Genomic DNA, 23623 nt, shown 5'->3' with positions numbered 1-23623 from the left:
GGACAGCAAGTGAACCAGATGCCGCGTCTCGGGCCGGGGGGGCCGGGGACCCGGGGGCAACGACAGGGGGCACCGGCGGCGGCACCGGACGGGGCACTTTCCCTTGCCGCGGCGCGATCCGGCACGACAACCGGTCGCAGGTTTCATAAGGTGGCGTCACTGCAAAACGGGAACGAACCTCATGCCGAACCACGCCTTTGCCCCGACCCCCGAGGACCTTGCCGCCGGGATCCGGCTGCGCCATGCGCTGCACCGGGCGCCCGAGTTGTCGGGCGCCGAACAGGCGACGGCCGCCACAATTGCGGACGCGATGCGCGCGGCCGGGGCCGACACGGTGCTGACCGGCCTCGGCGGCCACGGTGTCGCGGCGATCTTCGAGGGCGGCGCGCCGGGGCCTGCGGTCATGCTGCGCGCCGAACTCGACGCGCTGCCGATCCGCGAGGAAACCGGCGTGGACCATCGCTCGCAGGTCGCGGGCCGGGGTCATCTCTGCGGTCACGACGGGCATATGGCGATCCTGTGCACCGTGGCGCGGGTGCTTGGCCGCGCCCGCCCGCCGCGCGGCCGCACCATCCTGCTGTTCCAGCCGGCCGAAGAGGATGGCACCGGCGCGCAGGCGGTTCTGGCGGACCCGCGCACCGGGACGCTGGCGCCCGATCTGATCCTTGCCCTGCACAACCTGCCCGGGCTCGACCTCGGCCATGTCGCACTGGCCGAGGGACGGGTCGCCTGCGCCTCGCGCGGGATGCGGATCGCCCTTGCCGGCCGGGCCGCCCATGCCTCGCAGCCCGAGACCGGGGTCTCGCCGCGCCACGCGCTGGCGCGCCTGATGGAGGCGTTGCCACAACTCAGCTCGAAACGGCCGTTTCCGCACAAGGACTTCAAGCTGGTGACGATTGCCCATGTCAGCATGGGCGCCCGCGCCTTCGGGATCTCGCCCGGCGAGGGCGAGATCTGGGCCACGCTGCGCAGTCTGGAGGACCAGGCCATGGACGAGCTTGTGGCCGAGGCCGAGGCGCTGGCGCGGACCGAAGCCGCAGAGAACGGGCTCGACGTCCGGATCGACTATCACGAGGTCTTCGCGGCCAGCCACAACGACCCCGCCGCCGTTGCGGTTCTGCGCCATGCGCTCGATGCGGGCGGCATTCCGCACAGCCCCGAGGGTCAGCCCTGGCGGCCCTCCGAGGATTTCGGGCTGCTTGGCCGGCTCGCCCCCTCGGCGATGCTGTTTCTGGGATCGGGTGTGCAACAGCCGCCGTTGCACGACCCGCAATTCGACTTTCCCGATGCGCTTGTCGACATCGGCGCGCGGATATTCCTCGGCACCCTCGTGCAGGAACTCCGGGAGGCGTGAGGCGGCCACAAGCCATGCCCGCTGCGAACAGGATCGGCAGGCGCGTTCCGGATCTTGCAGTCGCCCGCCGGTTCCGTTAGCAGCGCGGCTTTCGCCGCAAAGGACCGCCGCCATGACTGCCAGGATGCTTGCCATCGATTTTGGCACCTCGAACTCGGCCGCGGCGATCCTTGCGGATGGCGCCGTGCAGCGACTTGCGATCGAGCCGGGTGCCGCAACCTTGCCGACGGCGGTGTTCTTCCCCGAAGGCGGCGGCCCGATGCAGATCGGATCGGCCGCGGCCGAGGCGCTGATCGCCGGGGACGAGGGCCGATACATGCGGGCGCTGAAATCCGTGCTCGGCACCTCGCTGTTTCACGAATCCCGCCTGATCGGCGAACGGCGACGCACCCTGGCCGAGATCGTGACGGCCTTTCTGGCCGAGGTGAAGGCCCGCGCCGAAGCCTCGGCGGGCATGCGGTTCGACCGCGCGCTTTCCGGCCGCCCGGTGCATTTCCATACCGCCGATCTCGAACGCGATGCCCGCGCCGAGGCCGATCTGCGCGGCTGCTATCTGGCGGCCGGGTTCGAGGATGTGACCTTCCTGTTCGAACCCGAGGCCGCGGCGCTGAAGAGCTTCGATGCCGGGCTCGCGGGCGAGACCGGGCTGATCGTCGACATCGGCGGCGGCACGTCGGACTTTTCGGTGTTCCGGACCACGGCTGCGGGCATTGAGGTGGTTGCTAGCCACGGCATCCGGCTGGGCGGCACCGATTTCGACCATTCGGTGTCGATGACCCATGCGATGCCGCATCTCGGACTTGGCGGAACGCTGCGGCGCACCTTCGGGGAGGGGCTGCTGCCGGTGCCGAAGTCGATCTATGTCGATCTCTCGACCTGGGCCATGATCCCGTTCCTGTATAACCGCGATACAGGGCGGATGGTCGAGGATCTGCTCCGCCATGCGGTCGAACCCGACAAGATGCGCCGTCTCGCGACCGTGATCGAACATCGGCTGGGCCACGAGCTGGCCTTTGCCGTCGAACGCGGCAAGATCGCCGCCAATGCGGGCACGCGGGATGCGGTCATCGACATGACGCGCATCGAGTCCGGCCTTGGCGCCCCGATCCGCCGCGGGTCGATGAACGCCGCGCTCGACAGCTATCGCGACGGGCTGCGGGGCGCGATCTACGAGACGCTCATGCTCGCGCAGGTCGCGCCGGGCCAGATCGCCTCGGTGGTGCTGGTCGGCGGCTCGAGCCTGATGAAGCTGGTCGAGGACGAGGCCATCGCCGTCTGCCCGGCCGCGCGGCTGCACCGCTCGGACGCCTTCACCGCCGTGATCGACGGTCTGGCCCTGGCGACGGCAGCACCCCCCCGGAACTGAACGCCCGGGGGGGACGGGTCGCCCGCGGCCCTCAGGCCTCGGCCAGCGCCTTTTGGGTCAGGGCAAAGCGCGTGCCCCACGGGTCCGTCAGGGCGTCGCCATCCCCGCGGCCGAGCGCGGCCAGGGCATCGGGCGTGCCAAGGATCTCGACCGCGTCAAGCCCGGTCGACGGGCGCGGCCGCGCATCGGCGCCACGGCTGTTCCAGACATTGCCGGCCAGATGGTGGTGATAGCCGCCCGAACCGAAAAAGGTCGCGCCCGGATAGTGGCAGGTGACCGGAAACCCGAGCGTGCCGGTATAGAACGCCTCGGCCGCGGCAAGATCGCCGACCTGCAGGTGGACATGGCCGACAACCGTGCCCTCGGGCGCCCCGCGCCAGGGGGCGGTCGCGGTATCGGCCACCGCCTGCAGGTCGATGGGATCGGTCGCCATGAGGACGGTGCCGTCCTTCCAGTTCCAGACATCGCGCGGCCGGTCGATATAGATCTCGATGCCGTTGCCCTCGGGATCGGCGAGGTAGAGCGCCTCGCTCACCAGATGGTCCGAGGCGCCCTGCAACTGGATCCCCTCCGCCGCCGCATGGTGCAGCCAGGCGCCCAGATCGGCGCGGGAGGGCAGCAGGAACGCGGTGTGAAACAGCCCGGCCTCGCGACGCGAGGGACGGCGCGCGCCCTTGTCGGCCCGCAGTTCCAGCAACGGACGCCCGCCCGCGCCGTAAACCGCCTGTTCGCCATCGGCCTGCAGCCGGGCAAGGCCAAGCGCGCGTTCGTAAAATCCCCCGACCTTGTCGAGGTCATTGACCGTCAGGGTAACCCGCCCGATCTCGAGCGGGGCAGTATTGGTCGCCATGGTGCTGTTCCTTTCGGTGTCGGGGCACCCTGCCATCAGGCCGACAGCAGAATGCGCGCGTTCAGGCAAGTTGCGGCTCACCCCGGCGCAGGCGGAACGGCAGCAGCGCGAAGGCACCGTCGCCCAGCAGCGCAAGGCCCGCCTGTACCGCGGCCCACATCACAGGGTATTCCCAGCCGCCGCCGGCGTTGGACCAGCCAAAGCCGTTCGGCAGGTGGGCGGTGAGTGCCGCACCGAGCAGCACCGGCACGGCCACGACCGAAACCAGCCGGCTCCAGATGCCAAAGATCAGCGCCAGGCCGCCGACGATCTCGAACGTCATGGTCGCGATCCCAAGCCAGCCGGGCAGGCCGAGCGACTGGAAATAGCCCGCGGTGCCCGCCGGCGTGAAGACAAACATCTTGGTCATGCCGTGGCTGACAAACAGCGCACCGGTGGTCAGCCGCAGCAGGAAGATGCCGTAGGGGGCAGTTCTAAGGTCAATCATCGTTCCGTTCCTTATTTCGAAAGCCAGGCCGGGGCGATGTCGGTGCCGCGACCAAGGATATAGCCAAAAGTGATGTTCAGGAAGCCGAGCGGTTCCAGATAGCGCGCGTTCTTGAGCGGGCCGGCGTCGATGGCCTCGATCCCGATCTCGCCTGCCAGCGCGATCACGGTTGCCCGCGCTGCCGCGTCATCGGCGGCAACGAAGGTCTGCACGGGCCTGCCGCCGACGCTCAGCCCGGTGGCGTAGTGCTGGGCGAAGACGGTGTTGAACGCCTTGACCACGGTTGCGCCGGGCAAGCCCCTGGCGATGTCTTCGGCGGCCGAGGTCGAGTGACCGATCGAGAGGCCCGAGAAATCCTCGGTGATCGGGTTCGATACGTCGATCACCGTCTTGCCCGCGAAATCGGCCACGGCAGCGATGCTGTCGAAGGCGCCGAAGGGCGTGGCAAGGATCACCAGATCCGCGCCCGAAACCGCCGTGGCAATGTCGGCCGCGGTAACCGTCGCGCCGGCCTCGGCAAGCTTCGCCGCCGCCGCGGTGCCGCCCGCGCGGTCGCTGACGACGACCGGATGGCCGGTTCCGGCCAGAACCGAGGCAAGGCCATGGCCAATGTTGCCGGTCCCGATAATTGCGATCTTCATTTTCGTCATCTCCTGTCGGGCGTTCGATTGCGCCCTGGGTGAAGAGCCGCGCCCTCCGTCATTCGATGACCACAATATCGTCTTGATCGTTTGACAATGAAATGGCGACTATATTGAATGACTATCCATGAAACGTTCCTTATCACGGGAACCTGATCGACCGGGGTCGAGCGCCGTCTGGGCGCCCAAGGGCGCTGCAAAAAGCCCGGAACCGTGCAGAACAACAGGCATCTTCCGCTGTTGACCAGTATCGCGGGGTCACACGGCGCCTCGCCGCCCCCTTGACATTCCCCGCCTGCGGCCTGCCGCATGGTCCCTTGCCGGCAACCGGAGACCACGATGCACCATTACTCGCTCCTCGATCTTTCGCCCGTCCCCGAGGGCCATACCGTCGCCGAGGCACTGGCCAATACCGTCGATCTGGCCCGCGCGGCGGAACGTCTGGGCTATCACCGCTATTGGCTGGCCGAACACCACAATATGCCGGGCATTGCGAGTGCTGCGACCTCGGTCGTGATCGGCCATGTCGCGGCGGCGACCCGTACGATGCGGGTCGGCGCGGGCGGCATCATGCTGCCGAACCACGCCCCGCTGATCGTGGCCGAACAATTCGGCACGCTGGCGACGCTCTATCCCGGCCGGATCGACCTTGGCCTTGGCCGGGCGCCCGGCACCGACATGACGACGACCCGCGCGCTGCGGCGCAACATGACCCGCGACGACAGCTTCCCCGAGGACGTGATCGAGCTGATGGGCTATTTCAAGGAGGCCCCGGCCGGGGCGAAGGTCCGCGCGATTCCGGGCGACGGCACCCATGTGCCGGTCTGGATCCTCGGGTCGAGCCTCTATGGCGCGCAGCTTGCCGCCCATCTGGGGCTGCCCTACGCCTTTGCCTCGCACTTCGCGCCCGCCATGCTTGCCGATGCGCTGGCAACCTATCGTCAGACCTTCCGCCCGTCCGAACACCTCGCCCGCCCCTATTTCATGATGGCGGCCGGTGTCTGCGCGGCCGAGACGGATGACGAGGCGGCCTATCTGCGGTCCTCGCAGGTGTTGTCCTTTGCCCGGCTGCGGACCGGCAGGCCCGGAAAGCTGCCGCTTCCAACCCGGGACCTTTCGGAGGTGCCGGCGCAGGTCATGGCACAGGTCGGCCAGGCGCTGTCCTGTTCGGCCACCGGATCGCCCGACACGGTGCGACGCGAACTGAACAGTCTGGTCGAGACGTTCCAGCCGGACGAGCTGATCGTGACCGGGATGATCCACGACCCGGTGGCACGCATAAGGTCCTTCGAGATCGTGGCCGAGATCCTCGGGTCGATGACCGAACACACCTCGGAGCTGTAACAGAGCGCCAAACGGCCCGAAAATGCTGCGGGGAGGGAGCGTTGTCGCCCCCTCCCCGCCTCGTTTCGTAGTCAAAGCGCGCCGCGATCAGGCCAGATCGTAGCGATCGAGGTCCATCACCTTGCTCCAGGCCGCCACGAAATCGTGCACGAACTTTTCGTGGGCATCGTCGCTGGCATAGACCTCGGCGACGGCGCGAAGCTGCGAGTTCGAACCGAACAGCAGATCGACGCGGGTTGCGGTCCACTTGAGCTCGCCGGACGCCCGGTCGCGGCCCTCGAACAGGTCATCGGCCTCGGACATCGGTTTCCAGACCGTGCTCATGTCGAGCAGGTTCACGAAGAAGTCGGTGCTGAGCGCTCCGGGCCGCGTCGTGAAGACGCCATGCGCGAAATGCCCTGCATTGGCGTCAAGCGCGCGCAGCCCGCCGACCAGCACCGTCATCTCGGGCGCCGACAGCGTCAGCTGCTGCGCCTTGTCGACCAGCAGTTCCTCGGCCGAGACCGTGAACGCGGTCTTCTGATAGTTGCGGAACCCGTCGGCAACGGGTTCGAGCACATCGAACGCCTCGACATCGGTCTGCTCGGCCGAGGCATCCATACGACCGGGCGCGAAGGGAACCGTCACCTCGAAGCCGCCGTCCTTCGCCGCCTTTTCGACCGCCGCAGACCCGCCCAGCACGATCAGATCGGCCAGCGAGACCTTCTTGCCGCCCGTGGCCGCGCCGTTGAAACCGGCCTGAATGCCTTCGAGCGTCGAAAGCACGCGGGCAAGCTGTTCGGGCTGGTTCGCCGGCCAGTCCTTTTGCGGCGCCAGACGGATACGCGCGCCGTTTGCCCCGCCGCGCTTGTCCGATCCGCGAAAGGTCGAGGCCGAGGCCCAGGCGGTCGCAACCAGTTCCTGCACGCTCAGCCCCGAGCCAAGGATATGCGCCTTCAGCGCCGCGATGTCGGCGTCCTCAATCAGCGGGTGATCGACCGCCGGGATCGGATCTTGCCAGATCAGGTCCTCGGCCGGCACCTCGGCGCCCAGATAGCGCGGCTTCGGCCCCATGTCGCGGTGGGTCAGCTTGAACCACGCCCGCGCGAACGCCTCGGCGAACTCGTCGGGGTTGGCGTGGAAATGCCGCGCGATCGGCTCATAGATCGGGTCCATGCGCATCGCCATGTCGGCGGTGGTCATCATGGTCTTGACCTTCTTCGCGGGGTTGCCCGCGGCCGGGGCCATGTGATCCTCGGTCACGTCCTTCGGTGTCCACTGCCAGGCGCCGGCGGGCCCCTTGGTCAGTTCCCATTCGTAGCCGAACAGCATCTCGAAATAGCCCATGTCCCACTGGGTCGGGTTGGGGGTCCAGGCGCCTTCGATCCCGCTGCCGATCTGGTCGTCGCCGATACCGGTGCCGAAACGGTTGGCCCAGCCGAAACCCATCGCTTCGATGGGGGACGCCTCGGGCTCGGCCCCGACCAGCGCCGCGTCGCCCGCGCCATGGCATTTGCCAAAAGTATGGCCGCCCGCGGTCAGCGCCACGGTTTCGTAGTCGTTCATCGCCATCCGTTCGAAGGTCTCGCGGATGTCGCGACCCGCGGCGACCGGGTCGGGATTGCCGTCAGGACCCTCGGGATTGACATAGATCAGGCCCATCTGAACCGCCGCCAGCGGGTCTTCCAGATCGCGGTCGCCGGAATAGCGGCTGTCGGGCTTGTCGCTGGTGGCAAGCCATTCGGATTCGGCACCCCAATAGATGTCCTCTTCCGGCTCCCAAGTATCGGCACGACCGCCGCCGAAGCCAAAGGTTCGCCCTCCCATCGATTCGATGGCGCAGTTGCCGGCCAGGATCATCAGGTCGGCCCAGGAAATCTTGTTGCCGTACTTGCGCTTGACCGGCCACAGCAGGCGGCGGGCCTTGTCGAGGTTCACGTTGTCGGGCCAGGAGTTCAACGGCGCAAACCGCTGCTGCCCGCCGCCGGCGCCACCGCGGCCATCCCCGGTGCGATAAGTGCCGGCGCTGTGCCAGGCCATACGGATGAACAGCGGCCCGTAATGGCCGTAATCGGCCGGCCACCAGGGCTGGCTGTCGGTCATCAGGGCATAGAGATCCTGTTTCAACGCCTGCAGATCCAGCGCCTTGAACGCCTCGGCATAGTCGAAGGACTCGCCCATCGGGTTCGATCTGGCCGATTGCTGGTGAAGCATCGCCAGGTTCAGCTGGTTCGGCCACCAGTCACGGTTCGACCTGATCCCGAAATTGGTTGCCCCGTGCATGACCGGGCATTTCCCGGCCGCGGCGATGTCATTTCCGTCCATGATATTCTCCCCTTCATCCCGCGCCATGCGGGCGTGTCATTTGAAACGTTACCAAATTTCCCCGGCCAGTGGACCGCGCCTGCAGCCCGTGCGACGCCGGCCGAAAGCGGCAAGTCCGTTCGGCCGGGTGCGTCCCCAGACCGGATACCGCCACAGCCCGAAGCCGGTCTGCGCCCGGGATCCCGTTGACCGACGGTCGGCACGACATCGCATCCCGTCCTGCAAACGGCCTCTGGCACCGACTCGCTATCCTTGCGGGGAGCCTAACAAGGCTGGAGCATTAGGTTAAGTTGAGTTTTCAAACCACTTTCATAGGATTTTCCTATGAATTCCCCGGCCACAGAGTCCTGGACCAAGGACGTTGCGAAAACGGGATCCACGCGCGTTGCCGCGACGGCCCCGGCGTCCGCCCGGAATACTGCTTGCCGTCACCGAGCCCCGCCCGCGGGTCCAGGCCAGAGCCCGCGGCAGCGCAAGTGCACCCCGGCGCAGCCGGTTGAAACGCAGGCAACACGCACTTACATGCCTCAATATGCGTCCTTCGGATCGGCGAGGTTGTCTTGTACCTCGATCCGTGCGAGGGAAAGCATGTGGGATCGCCGCATGATGCGGCGCCGGGCGCGCTGCGCAGGGTGTTGGAGGGTCGATCATCACATTTTGGACGATCCTTTCGATCGTGACGTTCCAAAATATCCGCGTCCTCTGCCGCAGTGGCATTCAGACGGCAAAAACCGCCCGGCTGTCGGCCGAAGGCCGCTTCTCCAGCAGCAAAGATTTCCAACCCGAGGCCGGTGCACCGCGCAGGCCCGGCAGTTCCGCGTTTCTCGCCGGTCTGTCCCTGATTGCGGCCCTGTCGCTGATCGCCCCGCCCCGCCCCGCCCAGGCGACCGAATTGGCCGTGCCGGCGAATGCCCATGCCCGAAGCTTTGGCGACAGCTGGGCCTGCGACCTCGGATTTCGCCAGAGCGGCGAGGAATGCCTGGCCGTTGCCGTGCCCGACAATGCCTATCCAACCGACAGCGCCTATGGCTCAGGCTGGAAATGCAACTTCGGGTTCGAAAAAGACGACACGACCTGCCTGGCGATCCCGGTTCCGAAAAATGGCTTTCTCGATGCCTCGGGCACCCGCTGGCGCTGTGATCGCGGTTTCATCCGCAGTGGCGAACGTTGCGATCCGATCCGCGTGCCGGAACATGGCTATCTCTCGGACGGCAGATTCCGGACGACCTGGGAATGCGAGCGCGGCTATGAACGCTCGGGCGACAAGTGTGCCCGGATCCGCGTGCCAGAAAACGGTTATCTCGCCAACGGTCGCGACGGCAAGGCCTGGGCCTGCGAACGCGGCTATAACAGGGCTGCCGGGCGCTGCGACAAGATCATGGTGCCGGAACATGGCTATCTCGTCGATACCTACAACGGTCAGGGCTGGGCCTGCGAGCGCGGCTATGCCGCTGAAGGAGAGGCCTGCGTTGCCCTTCTGGTTCCGGCGAACGCCCATCTCGACGACGGCGGCAACGATTGGACCTGCAATACAAGCTTCCGGCTTTCTTCGGGGACCTGCGTTGCCGGGCAATGACCGGGATCGCCAGGCGAACCGAAACGGCGCGTTGCTCCGACCGGCCGGACATATTCACACCCGCACGGGAGACGAAAAGATGCGCATAAGACTTGGCTGCCGCCTTGGGTACAGTCTGCCCAAACCGACCCCGATGATCGCCCTTCTGAACGTCCATTATTCGCGATTTGGCGATCTGGAGCGGCCGGATTTCCTGTTCACCACGCCAAGCGTGCCGATAGAAAGCTATCGTGACGGCTTCGGAAACTGGTGCACCCGGTTCGTCGCCCCGGCCGGCGAGTTCATGATCGGCGCCGACGGGATCTTCCGCGACAGCGGTGCGCTCGATCCCTTCGAGCCCGATGCCATCCAGCACCCGGTCGAGGATCTGCCCGCCGAGACGCTGAGCTGCCTTCTGGGCAGCCGCTATTGCGACACCGATCTGCTGTCGGATCGGGCCTGGCAGCTGTTCGAGAATACGCCTCCGGGCTGGGCAAGGGTGCAGGCGATCTGCGACTATGTCCATGAAACCATTGAATTCGGCTATCACAACGCCCGCAACACCCGGACCGCCTCCGAGGCACTGAACGAACGCGTGGGGGTCTGCCGCGACTACACCCATCTGGCCATCGCGTTCTGCCGCTGCATGAACATCCCGGCCCGCTACTGCACCGGGTATCTCGGCGACATCGGCACGCCGCCGCCCTATCCGCCGGGCGACTTCGCTGCCTGGATGGAGGTCTTCCTTGGCGGCGCATGGTGGACGTTCGATCCGCGCAACAACGTCCGCAGGATCGGGCGCGTCCTGATCGCGCGCGGGCGCGACGCCGCGGACGTGCCGCTGACACAGACCTTCGGCGCTGCCAATCTGACCCATTTCGAGGTCTGGACCGACGAGATTGTTTGAGCATCGAGACCGGGACGCTCAGGGTGCGGAGCGCCATCGCCGATGGACCGGAGCGAACGGAAATCCCAGCAAAGGGGAAACGGAATGACACGCAAGAAGGAGCCCATGGCACCCGCCCGGTTCGAACTGACGACCAAGCGGACCTATGAGACGGCCAAGGTCATTGTCGACGCCGAATCCCAGGAACGCAGCGACAAGGTGCAGCGCCTCCGCAAGGCCCGGATGGAACGCGAGGCATCCGGCGCCGCAACCCTTGCCGCCGTGAAGGCGTCACCCCGCCGGGGCTAGGCCTTTCTGCGCGCCGTCCGTCTTGGGCGACGGCGCGCCGATGCCGGACAGCGCACCGGACAGGCGGGCATTGCCCGGCTGATCGGATCCATTGGCAACCGAAGGCCGCGGGTGTCGGTCTGCTCGGGGCCATTAGACCGCCCGATCTTGCCTTTGCCCGAGAATTGGCGACAAATTTCGGTGACTTTCCACAAGGCGTTCCCTGTTCCATGGATCTCATCGACGGCCTTCGCGCCTTTGTGGCCACCGCCCAGACCGGCTCTTTCACCGCCGCGGCCGACCGGCTGGGGGTCTCGAACAGGCTTACCTCGAAATACGTGGCCGAGCTCGAGGCGCGGCTTGGCGCCCGGCTGTTGCAACGCACGACCCGGCGCGTCGGGCTGACGCCTGCGGGCGAACGGCTTCTGGCCCGGGCGCCGGCCTGGCTCGAAGACCTCGACGACCTACTGGGGGACGTGACCGAGAATGCGCAGGGCTTTTCCGGCACGCTGCGGGTTTCAGCCCCGGTGACATTCGGCGAGATGCGGGTGACCGGCCTGCTGACCCGCTTTGCCGCGCCCCACCCGGATCTGACCATCGACCTGCGCCTGTCCGATGCCTTTGTCGATCTCGCGGCCGAGGGGATCGACGTTGCCTTCCGCATCGGGACCCTGCCCGACAGCGCGCTGCTGGCCCGCCGTCTGGGCGGGATCCGCATGCTGGTTGTGGCCTCCCCCGACTATGTCGCGGACCATGGCGCGCCGCAGGTCCCCGCCGATCTGGCCGATCACATCTGCATCTATGACACCAACCGCCGCGGTGGCAGGCGCTGGCGGTTCGGCGAAGGATCGGCCGCGCAAGAGGTCGCGGTCTCGGGCCATTTCATGGTCAACAGCGCCCGCGTGGCCCGCGATCTGGCCGTAGCCGGCCAAGGCATCATCTGCTGCCCCGACTTCGTGCTGGGTGCCGACCTTGCGGAGGGCCGGCTGGTGCCGCTGCTCGTCGACTACCCGACCCCGCTGTTCGACATAAGCGCCGTTCACCTTGCCGGCGCCGTCCTGCCGCGAAAGGTCCGCGCGCTGATCGACTTCGCGGTCGAGGACATGGGCCGCGTCCACGCCTGATCGCCCCCCCGCTCAGGCGCGCCACAAGGTCGGTAGAAAGAACATCGGCCCCGCCATAAGGCGAGGCCGATGAGCACCTGGATCACTCGCCACAACCGGTTTGCGGGTCCACCGCCCCCCACCGGGCAGATGAACCCGCTCCTCCCCGACCTCAGCGGCAGGGAGGATAGGGGGCATAGCCGCAGGGCTCGGAATAGGGGCCATAGGGTCTCGCGGCGGCCTCTGCACCGGCGGCGTAGAAGGCGCCGCGATAGGCGGTCCGCCGGGCAACGCCGGCGAACGAGAGCGGGGTCAAAGGCCGGCCGATCAGGTCGATGAACACGGCCGCAGGCCCGCTCGCCCCGTCGAGACTGCCTTCCAGCACTGCGACGTCGAACATCAGATCGGCGCCCTCCATCCGCGGGTTGGTCAACGTGACCACGGCGTCATAGACGTTCTTCTCGGTCTCGCCAAAAACCGACACCGTGGCATTCGGCGGATCGGCATAGAAGCTGTCGGGATAGGCGGGGTTCCATTCGTCCAGCAACACCGCGGTCGGCGCGTGCCCGGCCGAACGCACCGGGCGGTCGGCAAAGACGATGGCGTTGCCGGCGATGCCCTTCAGCGTCAGCGTGCCGTCGGCAAGCGTCGCGCCCGCGGAATTCATCACAATCAGCGAGGGCACGATATCGGGCCGGGCCTGGCCGATCGTCTTTTCAAGCGGCTTGTGCGGCGGTGGCGCCGACTGGGCAAAACCCGTGATCGGTGACAGCGCGATGGCGAGTGCCGCGACAGCGGGCAGGCTCCAGGCTCTCAACATGTGTTCCTCCAAATTCGCGTGAGGCTCCGGCGGCAGGACTTTCGCCCTGCCGCCCTGCGCTACCAATAGCCGATGCGGATTCAGGCAGTTCACCCTGCGCGCCAGTTTGGCGGCGGACCGGGCAGATTTTTCATGAGTGCGGCAGGGGAGATGCCCGCCGATGCCGCATGCAAGGCGCGCTGTCCACTCCGGCCCGGCAAAGTCGCCCGCCGCGGATATGCGGCCTCAGACCAGCCGGATCCGGGCGATGTCGCGCGCGCGCGCGAAGGCGTCGTGCAGGTCGGGATAGCCCGGATCGGGGTCGACGCGTTGTCCGCCCTGCGGCAGCGGCAGGACCTGTCCCTGCGCCTCGTCCGCCAGCGCCGCCAGACCCAGCGCCGTGCGCTCGGCCTGATCCGAGACAACGACCGACCGGCGGCAGACATTGGCGAGGATGCGGGCGAAGCCCGGGTTTTGCGACATGCCGCCGTCAATCGCGATCGGCGACCGGATCGCCGTGCAGCGCCCCATCGCCTCCAGCACCTCGGCGGTGCGATAGGCGACGCCCTCGAGGATCGCCTGAACCATGTTCTGCCGCCCGGTTTCCAGCGTCAGCCCCAGCCAGGCGCCGGTCGCCCCGCGATCCCAGTGCGGACAGGCAAGCCCGACGAGCGCCGGCACGAAGACAAGGCCGCGCGCCAGCATCGAGGACCCGCCAAGCCCCGAGATCTCGTCGAACCCGGAAAACAGCCCCAGATCCCGCGCCCAGTTCAGCGCCGCCGAGGCGGCATAGACCCCGCCGTCGAGCGCATAGACAGGCGCCGCGCCATCCTGCTGCCAGGCAACCGTCGGCAACGCCCCGAGACCCGGCGCGGGCGGCGCGGCGCCCGCAACCGCCAGCACGAAGGCGCCGGTGCCAAAGGTGATCTTGGTGTCCCCCGGCGCGCGGCAGCCGTGCCCGAAAAGCGCCGCCTGCTGATCGACGATGCTGGCCGCGAGCGGCAGCCCTTCGGCCGTGCCAAGCGCCCCGGCGCAGGGAACGATGCGCGGCAGCGCCTCGATCGGGACGCCGAAGATCCGGCACAGCTCGGGGTCCCAGCGGCAACTGGCTAGGTTCATCAGCGAGGTGCGCGAGGCGGTGGCGGGATCGGTCTCGAACCGGCCGGTCAGGCGGTCGCGGAAGAACGCGTCGGTGGTGCCGAGCCGCAGCCGCCCGGAGGCCAGCAGCGCCCGCGCCTGCGGCACATGGCGCAGGATCCAGCCGAGTTTCGAGGCCGAGAAATATGGGTCGAGCGGCAGCCCGGCCCGTGCCGCAACCTCGGCCGCCGCGCCGTCGCGCTGCAGGGCGTCGGTCACCTCGGCGGTGCGGGCATCCTGCCAGACGATGACAGGGCTGATCGCCGCCCCGCTTGTCGCGTCCCAGGCCAGACAGCTTTCGCCCTGATTGGCCAGCGCCCAGGACGTGGCGCCGCGGGCCGCACCCGCCGCAAGCGCCGCCGCCACGTTCGCCAGCAGTTCCTCGGGGTCATGTTCGACCCAGCCGCGCCGGGGAAGGATTTGGCGATGGGCAAGGCTTGCGACCGGCTCGGCGCGGCCATCCGCAGCGACCAGAATACCGCGCGTGCTGGTCGTGCCCTGATCGATGGCAAGACAGCGCATCAGCACCCCTCGAGCCGGATCACGGTGTCCTCGACGGCCGGCAGATCGAAGGTCATCCGCCGCTCTGGCCTTGTCGCCAGCCGATGCCGCCGCCCACCCAGCAACAGATCGCCGCCCAGATCCCGCGCCGCCCGCGCCTGCAGCCGCGGCAACGCCGGCGGCGGCCCGGCGGGGGCGATCCTCTGCGGCAGCACCCAGGCAAGGCCTGCGCCCTCGACCGACACCGCCTGCGCCGCCGCGCGCGGCGGCAACCGGCCCGCCAGATCTGCCGCGATGGCCCCCGCGACCGCCCGTCCCTCGGCCCAGCACCAGCCCGCGGTCTCGACCGCGCGCAGCAGGTTGCCGGCGGCGAAATAGGCCGGATCCGAACAGCGGCCGTACTGATCGACCTCGGGGCCGAGCGTGCCGGGATCGACCGCCAGATGGCTGGCCCGCAACAGGGCGTTCTCGGGCCGGAACCGGCCGGTCAATACCACCCCGTCCACCTCGACCTCGCGCGTCGTAGACCCCGTGGCCAGCGTCACGCCCTCCACCCGATCGGCGCCATGAATCGCGACCAGGTCGGTGTTCAGCCACAGCGGCACCCCGAACACGAGCGGCGCAGCCCGCAATGGCGCCTGCGCCGTCATCCGGTCGTTCGGCTCGACCATGGCCACCGGGCGCATTCCGGCCTGCCGGCAGGTCAGCAGCGCCGAGAACGAGACCAGTTCCGTCCCCAAGATCAGCGGCCGCGAAAACGGCTTCAACCCGTCCAGATGCACCAGCCCCTGCAAGGCGCCGGTGTTCAGCACGCCGCCGGGTTTGGTCCCGCCGATCAGCCGCACGGCGCGCGGGCTTTCGCGCACGCCGGTCGCCAGCAGCACGGCGCGGGCGTCGATCTCGGCCATCCCGTCGGGCGTGCTCAGCGATACCCGCCCGCCCGGATGCAGCGCCGTGACTGTGACCTGCCGGTGCAGGGACGCACCCGCCGCTTCGGCCGCCGCGGTCAGGCGGCGGGCAAAGGCGGGGCCGAACATCGGCCGCCGGAATTCGCGCAGGCCATAGGGGGAATGGGCGCAGTGGCGGGGGATGCCGCCGGTCTCGGATTCGCGCTCCAGCACATGGACCGAGCCGATGCCCAATGCGCGCAGCCGCACCGCCGCCGCCAGCCCGGCCGGGCCGCCGCCGACGATCAGCACATCACAGAGCTGCGGCAGATCACTCATCATCGTCCTCCACCATCGGATGGGCCAACCGTCCCTTCGTGCAGGCGGCAAGGGCTGCCGAGCAATAGAACCCCTGGCAGCGCCCCATCGTCACCCGCGTCCGCCGTTTCAGCCCGGCCAGCGTCTGCGGCGCCAGCGGGCCTGTCATCGCGGCCTCGACCTCGCGCCGCGTCACCAGTTCGCAATGACACAGGATGCCGCCATTGCCCGGCCGCTGCCAGTCGCGTTCTGCCCCTTCCGAGATGTTCGCGACCGCGGGCCAGACCGGATCGGCTGGCGGCGCCGGGGAAAGCCCCAGCGCCTCGGCCAGCCGCGCCACATGGGCGGCGAGCCCCAGCGCCGCCGACAGCCCGGTCGAGCGGATCCCGCCGACGGTGATCATCGCCCGCCCCTCGTGGGCCGTGACACGGTATTCCTTGCGCTCGGTCGCGGGGCGCAAACCGGCATAAAGCGTCGTGATCTCCTCCTCCGCCAGCGCCGGCAGGATCTCGGCCCCCCTGGCGCGCAGCATCTCGAGCGTCTCGGGGACCAGCGCCGCGGTCTGGCGATCGCTCTGTTCCTCGGCGGTGGGGCCGACCAGCAGATTGCCCCAGACCGTGCGGCAAACCACGATCCCCTTGGTCTTTTCGCCCGGCACCGGCAGCAGGATGTGCCGCGCGAGCCGCGCCGCGGTCTTGTCGAAGACCACGAACTGGCCCTTGCGGGGCCGAATATCGAACGTGCTTTCCCCCAGCAGCATCTCGTCCACGCGGTCGCCGTAAAGCCCCGCGGCGTTGACGACGATACCCGACCGCAGCGGCCCTTGCGACGTCTCGAGCCGCCATTCGGAGCCGTCAAAGTCGCCGCCGGTCACCGCACAGTCGCGCAACAGCGTGGCGCCAGTCTCCAAGGCCTGCAGCAGATAGGCATGCGGCGCCGACCAGGGGTCGATCAGGCTTTCCCGCGGCACCAGGAACCCGGCACGGACCCGGGGCGCAAGCGCCGGCTCCAGATCGAGGATCCGGTTGCGGCCCAACATCTCGACATCCGCGACGCCATTTGCGTGCGCCTGCGCGATCAGCTCGGGCAGCTTCGCCTCTTCGGCCTCGGTCCAGGCCAGCACCAGCGCGCCGCAGCGGTCGAGCGGCAGGTTCAGCCGCTCGCGGATCTCGAGGTATTCGCGGTGACCCTCGCGGATGCACTCGGCCTCAAGCGAACCAACCGGGGCGTCAAAGCCGGTGTGCAGGATCGCGCTGTTGGCTTTTGATGCGCCATCGAGGATGTCGGGCGCCTTTTCCAGCACCGCGACATGGGCCCCAAGCAGGCTCAGCCGCCGCGCGATGGCGCAACCGATCACACCGGCACCGATCACCGCGACGTCGAAACAGGTGTTGCCGTGCGTCCTGTCTGGCATTGATTCGGGTCCTTCCGGTCACATCTCGACCTAAATATGGGCATCGAATGCCCATATGGTCAATGTTTGGGGCAGAATATCGGCCATACAGTCATAATTCGGGCATTTTTGTTGACAGGCCGCGCCGCATTGCCCGTATCCTGAGCATGTCGCAGCTGCCGGGTGGCTCCTTCCTCTTCCGTCGCTGGCGGCGCGACACCCCATTCACCGGGCCCCGGTCCGAGGACGATTGGAGCTTCGATGAGGCCGATAGACCGCAGAGCCGAGATTGCCGCGCTGGTGGAACGCCGGGGCGAACAAAGCGTCGAGACGCTGGCACAGGCCTTCGCCGTATCGGCCGAAACCATCCGCCGCGATCTGGCCCGGCTGGCCACCGACGGGGTGCTGCGCAAGGTCCATGGCGGCGCCCGCCCGCTGGCGCGGCTGCATGTCGAGCCGAGTTTTCAGGACCGGATGGCCGAGGACCCCGAGGCCAAGGCCGCCATTGCCGCCAAGCTGGTGCCCGAGATCGGCGCCGGCGACACGATCATGATCGACACCGGATCGACCACGCTGATCGCGGCCGAGGCCATGGCCGGGATTCGCGGCCTGTCGGTCATCACCAATTCGCTGGCAATCGCCAGCAGCTTCGGGCGCCGCGCGGCCGAGGACGAGACCCAGGTCTTCCTGCTTGGCGGCAGCTATGCCGCCGGCAATCACCAGACCGTGGGCGCCGCGGCGCTGGCGCAGCTCGACCTATACCGCGCCGACCACGCCATCGTCACGGTCGCGGCACTCGCGCCCGACATCGGGGCCATGGATTCGAACGTGGCCGAGGCCGAGATTGCGCGCGCCATGATCGCGCGGGCGCAGAACGTCATCGTTCTGGCGACCGCCTCGAAATTTGGCAGACGCGCCGCTTTTCGCGTCTGTGGCTTCGACGAGATCGACGTTCTCGTTACGGAAAGGCCCCCCGAGGCTTCCCTGGCCGACGCGCTTGGCGAGGCTGGCGTGACGATCCGGTGAGGGTGGGCAGATGACGGCGGGCAGGAGATACCTATGCCAGAAATGATCCGCGCCTATGTGCGCACCGTCGACAGGATCTCGGACTATGTCGGCATTGTCGCGATGTACCTGATCTTCGTCATGGTCGGGGTGTTGCTGCTCGATGCGATAACCCGCAACGTGATCGACATCCCGCTGAACTGGTGCGTCGAGTTCACCCAGTTCACGCTTGCCGCCTATTACTTCATGGGCGGCGCGATGTCGTTGAAGAACGAAGACCATGTCCGCATGGACCTGTTCTATGAACGCCTGTCCGAACGCGGCAAGGCCTGGCTCGACGCGGTCACGATCTTCTGCCTGCTGTTCTATCTTGGCGTGCTGTTCTGGGGGTCGATCTCCAGCCTCGGCTATGCCATCGCGACCAACGAAAAGCGGTTCTCGATGTGGAACCCCTCGATGATCCCGATCAAGTCGCTGATGGTCGCCTGCATCGCGCTGATGATCCTGCAAACCATATCCATCTTCATAAAGACCGTGGCCAAGCTGCGCGGGAAAGCGATCTGATGACCCACGAAATGATCGCCCTGCTGATGTTCGCCTCGATGATGGTGCTGCTGCTGACCGGCCAGCGCGTCTTTGCCGCGATCGGCTTTGTCGCCTCGGGCATGGTGCTGATGCTCTATGGCACCGGCGGGGTCGAGATCCCGTTCTCGTCGGCGTTCAAGCTGTTCAACTGGTTCCCGATGCTGACCCTGCCCCTGTTCATCTACATGGGCTATATCCTGTCCGAGGCGGGCATCGCCGAAGACCTCTACAAGATGCTGCACGTCTGGTTCGGCCGGGTGCGCGGCGGGCTGGCGGTCGGAACCATCGTGCTGATGGTGATCATATCGGCCATGAACGGGATGTCGGTCGCCGGCATGGCAATCGGCGCCACCATCGCGCTGCCCGAGATGCTCAGGCGCGGCTATGACAAGGTTCTGATTTCGGGCGTGGTGCAAGGCGGGTCCTCGCTTGGCATTCTGGTGCCGCCCTCGGTCGTGCTGGTGCTTTACGGCATGATCGCGCGCCAGCCGGTCAGCCAGCTGTGGCTTGCCGGCGTCGTGCCGGGGCTGCTGATGGCCGCGATGTTCATCGTCTATATCCTCGTGCGCGCCCGGTTGAACCCGTCGCTTGCACCGACGGTGTCGGAAGACGACCTGAACCTGCCGCTCAGCGAAAAGCTGGCGCTGCTGCGCGCCGGGATCATCCCGTTCCTGATCTTCTTCGCCATGACCGGGCTGTTCGTCATGGGCTATATCAGCCTTGTGGAAAGCTCGGCCGTCGGCGCCACCTCGGCGACGCTGGCCGCCTTGTTCAAACGACGCCTGAGCTTTCGCATCCTGCACGAGACCGCGCGCAAGACGCTCGCCATCTCCTGCATGTTCCTGTGGCTGATCCTGGCCGCGCTGGCCTTTGGTTCCGTCTTCGACGGCCTTGGCGCGGTCCGCGCGATCGAGAACCTGTTCATCAACAACTGGGAGCTGACGCCCTGGCAGACCATCATCATGATGCAGGTCAGCTTCATCGTGATGGGCATGTTCCTCGACGACACCGCCATGCTGGTGATCGTCGCGCCGCTTTATATCCCGTTGGTGCGGATGCTCGATCTCGGCATCGACAACCAGCTGATCTGGTTCGGCGTGCTCTATACGATGACCTGCCAGATCGCCTATATCACGCCCCCCTTCGGCTATAACCTGTTCCTGATGCGCTCGATGGCGCCAAAGGAGATCGGGCTGACCGACATCTACCGGTCGATCTGGCCCTTCGTGATCATGATGGCGCTGACCATCCTTCTGGTCATGCTGTTTCCCGGTATCGCGCTCTGGCTGCCCCAGATGGCGAACGCGCGATGAGCCTGCCCCTTCCCCGAACCGCCCGCAGAAGGCTGGATCATTCCAACTGAAGGAGACCAAGAAGATGACCGAGAAGACCCCGAAACTCATCACGCCGTCCGAACGCATCCTGTCGACCCGCCGAAGCTTCATGAAGCGCGCGGGCCTCGGCGGTGCGGCACTTGCCGCCAGCCCGCTGGCCGCGCCCTACCTCAACGCGCAGTCGGCGCCGATCAAATGGCGGCTGCAGACCTATTCCGGTGCCCCGCTGGGCGCCCATGTGATCCTGCCGCAGATCGAGGCGTTCAACGCCGCCGCCAATGGCGAGATGGAGATCGAGCTTTACTACGCCGACCAGCTTGTCCCCACGGCCGAGCTGTTCCGCTCACTGCAGAACGGCGTGCTCGATGCGGTGCAGTCGGACGAGGCGACCATGGCCTCGCCGGTCGATATCTCGGTCTTCGGCGGCTACTTCCCCTTTGCCACCCGCTACAGCCTCGATGTGGCGGCGATGTTCATGTACTACGGCTTGGACAAGATCTGGCAGGAGGCCTACGACGAGGTCGAGAACGTCACCTGGCTGTCGACCGGCGCCTGGGATCCGCTGCACATCTTCACCGTCAACGAACCGATCCGCAGCCTTGCCGACATGAAGGGCAAACGCGTCTTTGGCGTGCCGACCGCCGGGAAGTTCCTCAGCCAGTATGGCCTGATCCCGGTGACCGTGCCCTGGGACGACGTCGAGGTGGCGATGCGCACCGGCGAGCTTGACGGTGTCGCCTGGTGCGGGTTCACCGAAGCCTATGAGGTCGGCTGGGCCGACGTCTGCAACTATGCCCTGACCAACTCGGTCACCGGCGCCTGGTTCGGCAGCTATTTCGCCAACTCGGAATCCTGGGCCAAGGTGCCGCCGCATCTCAAGCAGCTTTACCTGACCACCATCGACCAGTCGCATTATTACCGCAACGTCTGGTACTGGGGCGGCGAGGCCAAGCTGCGGGTCGAGGGCCAGAAGATGGAACTGACCTCGCTGCCGCCCGAGGAATGGGCGCAGGTCGTGGGCGACGCGCAGGTGTTCTGGGACGAGATCGCCGCCACCTCGCCGCGTGCGGCGCGCGTGGTCGAGATCTTCAAGCAGTATTCCGCCGTGCAGGAAGCCGCGGGCTACCCCTATCGTTGAACCGCGTTCGGAGCCGTGCCATTAGGTGCGGCTCCGTGCTATCATCGGCAATTGATGTACCACCCAGATCTTCCCACCCACCCGGCACCCGCGCCGGGCAGTGCCTTCCTGCAGGCTGCCGGTCGTTTGCCTGGCTTTCTGGGTCCGGCCGTCGCGGTCCCCAAACCTGAAATGTCCGCCAACGGATCCCCTCGATGACACTCTACCGCACCGCCTTCGGCGGCGAGACCTTCCGCTTCGGCTCGCTGCGCGAAACCCTTGCCGCAGCGACCCCGTTGCGATCGGGCGACGAACTGGCCGGGATCGCCGCGGCCAGCGAGACTGCCCGGGTTGCCGCGCAGGCGGTGCTGGCCGATCTGCCGCTGACCACGTTCCTCAGCGAGGCGGTGATCCCCTATGAGACCGACGAGGTGACGCGGCTGATCTTCGACAGCCACGACGACGCCGCCTTCGCGCCGGTCCGGTCGATGACTGTCGGCGGGTTTCGCGACTGGCTGCTGTCGGACGCGGCAACGCCTGCGCAGGTGACAGCCCTGGCCCCCGGCCTGACGCCCGAGATGGTCGCTGCGACCGCGAAGCTGATGCGCAACCGCGACCTGATTTCCGCCGCGCGCAAGGCGCCCGTCACCGCGGCCTTCCGCACCACGCTGGGCCTGCCCGGCCGCATCGGCAGCCGGTTGCAGCCGAACCACCCTTCGGACGACCTGCAGGGGATCGCGGCCGGCATCCTCGACGGGCTGACCTATGGCGTCGGCGACGCGGTGATCGGCATCAACCCCGCGACCGACAACATCCCGAACGCCATCGCCCTGATCGAGATGCTGGACGAACTGCGCCAGCGCTACGAGATCCCCACGCAAAGCTGCGTTCTGACCCACATCACCAACGCGATCGAGATCATGGCGCGCGGCGCCCCCATCGATCTGGTGTTCCAGTCCGTTGCCGGCACCGAGGCCGCGAACGACGGCTTCGGCGTCAGCCTGTCGGTGCTGGACGAGGCTTATGACGCGGCGCTTTCGCTCGGCCGCGGCACCACCGGGCAGAACGTGATGTATTTCGAAACCGGTCAGGGCTCGGCGCTGTCTGCCGATGCCCACCACGGCGTCGATCAGCAGACGCTGGAGGCGCGCGCCCATGCCGTCGCCCGACGCTATCGCCCGTTGCTGGTCAACACCGTCGTCGGATTCATCGGCCCCGAATACCTCTATGACGGCAAGCAGATCATTCGCGCGGGGCTCGAGGATCACTTCTGCGGCAAGCTGCTTGGCCTGCCAATGGGGGTCGATGTCTGCTATACCAACCACGCCGAGGCCGACCAGAACGACATGGACGTGCTGATGACGCTGCTTGCCGATGCCGGCGTCACCTTCCTGATCGCGGTTCCGGGTTCGGACGACATCATGCTGAATTATCAAAGCCTGAGCTTCCACGACATCGTCTACCTGCGCAACACGTTCGGGCTGCGCGCGGCGCCCGAGTTCGAAGCCTGGCTGGAGCGTGTCGGCCTGATCGACGCAAGCGGCCACCTGCTCGAATCCGATGCACCGACCCGTGCCCTGATCGCGGGGGCGGCATGACAGGCGAGGTGACGAAAGACCCCTGGGCGCGGCTGCGCGCCGCGACGCCGGCCCGGATCGGGCTCGGCCGGGCCGGAAGCGCCCTGCCCGTTGCGGCCAACCTCGAATTCCAGTTCGCCCATGCCCGCGCCCGCGACGCCGTCCAGCGGGCCGTCGATTTCGCGGCCCTCGCCGATGACCTCGCCCCCCACCCGACGATCCTTGTCGACAGCGCCGCCCCGGACCGCGCGACCTATCTGCGCCGCCCTGACCTTGGCCGCAGGCTCGGGCCCGGCGACTGGCCCGCGCTCGACGGGCATCCGGCGTCGGATCTCGCCTTTGTCATTGCCGACGGGCTTTCGGCCGATGCGGTCCAGACCCACGCTGCCGCGGTCGTGCGTGCCTGCGACGGGCCGCTGAAGGGCCTGAAAGTCGGCCCCGTCGTGCTTGCCCGTCAGGGCCGGGTCGCCATCGGCGATCAGATCGGCGCGCGTCTTGGTGCCCGGCTGGTCGTGGTGCTGGTCGGCGAACGGCCGGGCCTGACCGTGGCCGACAGCCTTGGCGCCTATCTGACCTTCGCCCCTCGCGATGGCCGGCGCGACAGCGAACGCAACTGCATCTCGAACATCCATGCCCGCGGCGGCCAGAGCCATGAGCAGGCGGCGGCCAAGATCGCCTGGCTTGCCCGTCAGGCACTGGCCCGAGGGCTGACCGGGATCGCGCTGAAGGACGATGCCCCGGCGCTCGACGGCCACGGCCAGACCGGGATCGGCCGCGCGACCTGAACTGCGG

Annotated in this window: 21 protein-coding genes; 13 read left to right on the top strand and 8 right to left on the bottom strand. The window is 67.5% G+C overall.

Features of this window, described 5'->3' with window-relative positions; genetic code table 11:
- Window positions 1-181 precede the first annotated feature (181 nt).
- Window positions 182-1354 (top strand): amidohydrolase, encoded by a 1173-nt coding sequence (locus tag DQG17_RS14405; RefSeq protein ID WP_116133534.1) that lies wholly within the window; start codon window positions 182-184, stop codon window positions 1352-1354.
- 112 nt (window positions 1355-1466) lie between these two features.
- Window positions 1467-2720: an Hsp70 family protein gene (locus DQG17_RS14400; RefSeq protein ID WP_116133533.1), complete on the top strand. Its 1254-nt coding sequence runs from the start codon at window positions 1467-1469 to the stop codon at window positions 2718-2720.
- A gap of 31 nt (window positions 2721-2751) precedes the next feature.
- On the opposite strand, the gene DQG17_RS14395 is transcribed toward DQG17_RS14400, so the two are convergent.
- The 3 genes from DQG17_RS14395 to DQG17_RS14385 form a co-directional block, all read right to left on the bottom strand.
- Window positions 2752-3570, bottom strand: a complete 819-nt coding sequence (locus DQG17_RS14395; RefSeq protein ID WP_116133532.1) for a VOC family protein — start codon at window positions 3568-3570, stop codon at window positions 2752-2754.
- Between the two features lie 61 nt (window positions 3571-3631).
- Complete coding sequence (locus DQG17_RS14390; protein WP_116133531.1) at window positions 3632-4057, bottom strand: DoxX family protein; 426 nt, start codon at window positions 4055-4057, stop codon at window positions 3632-3634.
- An 11-nt stretch (window positions 4058-4068) separates the two neighbouring features.
- Window positions 4069-4773 carry an NADPH-dependent F420 reductase gene (locus DQG17_RS14385; protein ID WP_255415661.1) on the bottom strand — a complete coding sequence of 235 codons (705 nt, stop codon included), beginning with the start codon at window positions 4771-4773 and terminating at the stop codon, window positions 4069-4071.
- Window positions 4774-5037: 264 nt separating this feature from the next.
- Here DQG17_RS14385 and DQG17_RS14380 point away from each other — a divergent pair, with 264 nt between their 5' ends.
- Window positions 5038-6042, top strand: coding sequence for an LLM class flavin-dependent oxidoreductase (locus tag DQG17_RS14380; RefSeq protein WP_116133529.1), 1005 nt, complete (start codon window positions 5038-5040; stop codon window positions 6040-6042).
- Between the two features lie 87 nt (window positions 6043-6129).
- Here the strand turns inward: DQG17_RS14380 and katG are convergent, their stop codons facing one another.
- A complete protein-coding gene (gene katG, locus DQG17_RS14375; RefSeq protein WP_116133625.1) occupies window positions 6130-8346 on the bottom strand; it encodes a catalase/peroxidase HPI in 2217 nt (738 codons plus the stop codon).
- Between the two features lie 676 nt (window positions 8347-9022).
- Here katG and DQG17_RS14370 point away from each other — a divergent pair.
- The 4 genes from DQG17_RS14370 (at window position 9023) to DQG17_RS14355 (ending at window position 12199) form a co-directional block, all read left to right on the top strand.
- On the top strand, window positions 9023-9922 hold the full coding sequence (locus tag DQG17_RS14370; protein ID WP_116133528.1) for a hypothetical protein: 900 nt from the start codon (window positions 9023-9025) through the stop codon (window positions 9920-9922).
- A 79-nt stretch (window positions 9923-10001) separates the two neighbouring features.
- Window positions 10002-10808 (top strand): transglutaminase family protein, encoded by an 807-nt coding sequence (locus DQG17_RS14365; RefSeq protein ID WP_116133527.1) that lies wholly within the window; start codon window positions 10002-10004, stop codon window positions 10806-10808.
- An 84-nt stretch (window positions 10809-10892) separates the two neighbouring features.
- The gene (locus DQG17_RS14360; protein ID WP_116133526.1) at window positions 10893-11096 is read left to right on the top strand and encodes a hypothetical protein; all 204 of its coding nucleotides are present in this window, start codon (window positions 10893-10895) and stop codon (window positions 11094-11096) included.
- 209 nt (window positions 11097-11305) lie between these two features.
- Window positions 11306-12199 carry a LysR family transcriptional regulator gene (locus DQG17_RS14355; protein ID WP_116133525.1) on the top strand — a complete coding sequence of 298 codons (894 nt, stop codon included), beginning with the start codon at window positions 11306-11308 and terminating at the stop codon, window positions 12197-12199.
- 151 nt (window positions 12200-12350) lie between these two features.
- Here the strand turns inward: DQG17_RS14355 and DQG17_RS14350 are convergent, their stop codons facing one another.
- The 4 genes from DQG17_RS14350 to DQG17_RS14335 form a co-directional block, all read right to left on the bottom strand.
- The gene (locus DQG17_RS14350; protein ID WP_198666133.1) at window positions 12351-12998 is read right to left on the bottom strand and encodes a hypothetical protein; all 648 of its coding nucleotides are present in this window, start codon (window positions 12996-12998) and stop codon (window positions 12351-12353) included.
- A gap of 225 nt (window positions 12999-13223) precedes the next feature.
- Window positions 13224-14636, bottom strand: coding sequence for an FGGY family carbohydrate kinase (locus tag DQG17_RS14345; protein WP_116133524.1), 1413 nt, complete (start codon window positions 14634-14636; stop codon window positions 13224-13226).
- A complete protein-coding gene (locus DQG17_RS14340) occupies window positions 14636-15841 on the bottom strand; it encodes an FAD/NAD(P)-binding oxidoreductase (protein WP_198666132.1) in 1206 nt (401 codons plus the stop codon). The genes DQG17_RS14345 and DQG17_RS14340 overlap by 1 nt, the downstream gene beginning before the upstream one ends.
- Window positions 15834-17234: an NAD(P)/FAD-dependent oxidoreductase gene (locus tag DQG17_RS14335; protein ID WP_116133523.1), complete on the bottom strand. Its 1401-nt coding sequence runs from the start codon at window positions 17232-17234 to the stop codon at window positions 15834-15836. The genes DQG17_RS14340 and DQG17_RS14335 overlap by 8 nt, the downstream gene beginning before the upstream one ends.
- Before the next feature lie 240 nt (window positions 17235-17474).
- Between DQG17_RS14335 and DQG17_RS14330 the strand changes: the two genes are divergently transcribed.
- From DQG17_RS14330 to eutC, 6 genes are all read left to right on the top strand, one after another.
- On the top strand, window positions 17475-18239 hold the full coding sequence (locus DQG17_RS14330; protein WP_116133522.1) for a DeoR/GlpR family DNA-binding transcription regulator: 765 nt from the start codon (window positions 17475-17477) through the stop codon (window positions 18237-18239).
- 33 nt (window positions 18240-18272) lie between these two features.
- Window positions 18273-18782, top strand: a complete 510-nt coding sequence (locus tag DQG17_RS14325) for a TRAP transporter small permease subunit (protein WP_116133521.1) — start codon at window positions 18273-18275, stop codon at window positions 18780-18782.
- Window positions 18782-20116, top strand: a complete 1335-nt coding sequence (locus tag DQG17_RS14320; RefSeq protein WP_116133520.1) for a TRAP transporter large permease subunit — start codon at window positions 18782-18784, stop codon at window positions 20114-20116. The genes DQG17_RS14325 and DQG17_RS14320 overlap by 1 nt, the downstream gene beginning before the upstream one ends.
- A 109-nt stretch (window positions 20117-20225) precedes the next feature.
- Window positions 20226-21275: a twin-arginine translocation signal domain-containing protein gene (locus DQG17_RS14315; RefSeq protein WP_198666146.1), complete on the top strand. Its 1050-nt coding sequence runs from the start codon at window positions 20226-20228 to the stop codon at window positions 21273-21275.
- Window positions 21276-21469: 194 nt separating this feature from the next.
- Window positions 21470-22852 (top strand): ethanolamine ammonia-lyase subunit EutB, encoded by a 1383-nt coding sequence (locus DQG17_RS14310; RefSeq protein ID WP_116133518.1) that lies wholly within the window; start codon window positions 21470-21472, stop codon window positions 22850-22852.
- Window positions 22849-23616, top strand: a complete 768-nt coding sequence (gene eutC, locus DQG17_RS14305; protein WP_116133517.1) for an ethanolamine ammonia-lyase subunit EutC — start codon at window positions 22849-22851, stop codon at window positions 23614-23616. The genes DQG17_RS14310 and eutC overlap by 4 nt, the downstream gene beginning before the upstream one ends.
- Window positions 23617-23623 lie beyond the last annotated feature (7 nt).

This window comes from Tropicimonas sp. IMCC34043, assembly GCF_003390845.1.
GTDB lineage: Bacteria > Pseudomonadota > Alphaproteobacteria > Rhodobacterales > Rhodobacteraceae > Tropicimonas.
Note: the sequence above shows the minus strand (reverse complement) of the source record. Positions and strands in the feature narration are given on the sequence as shown.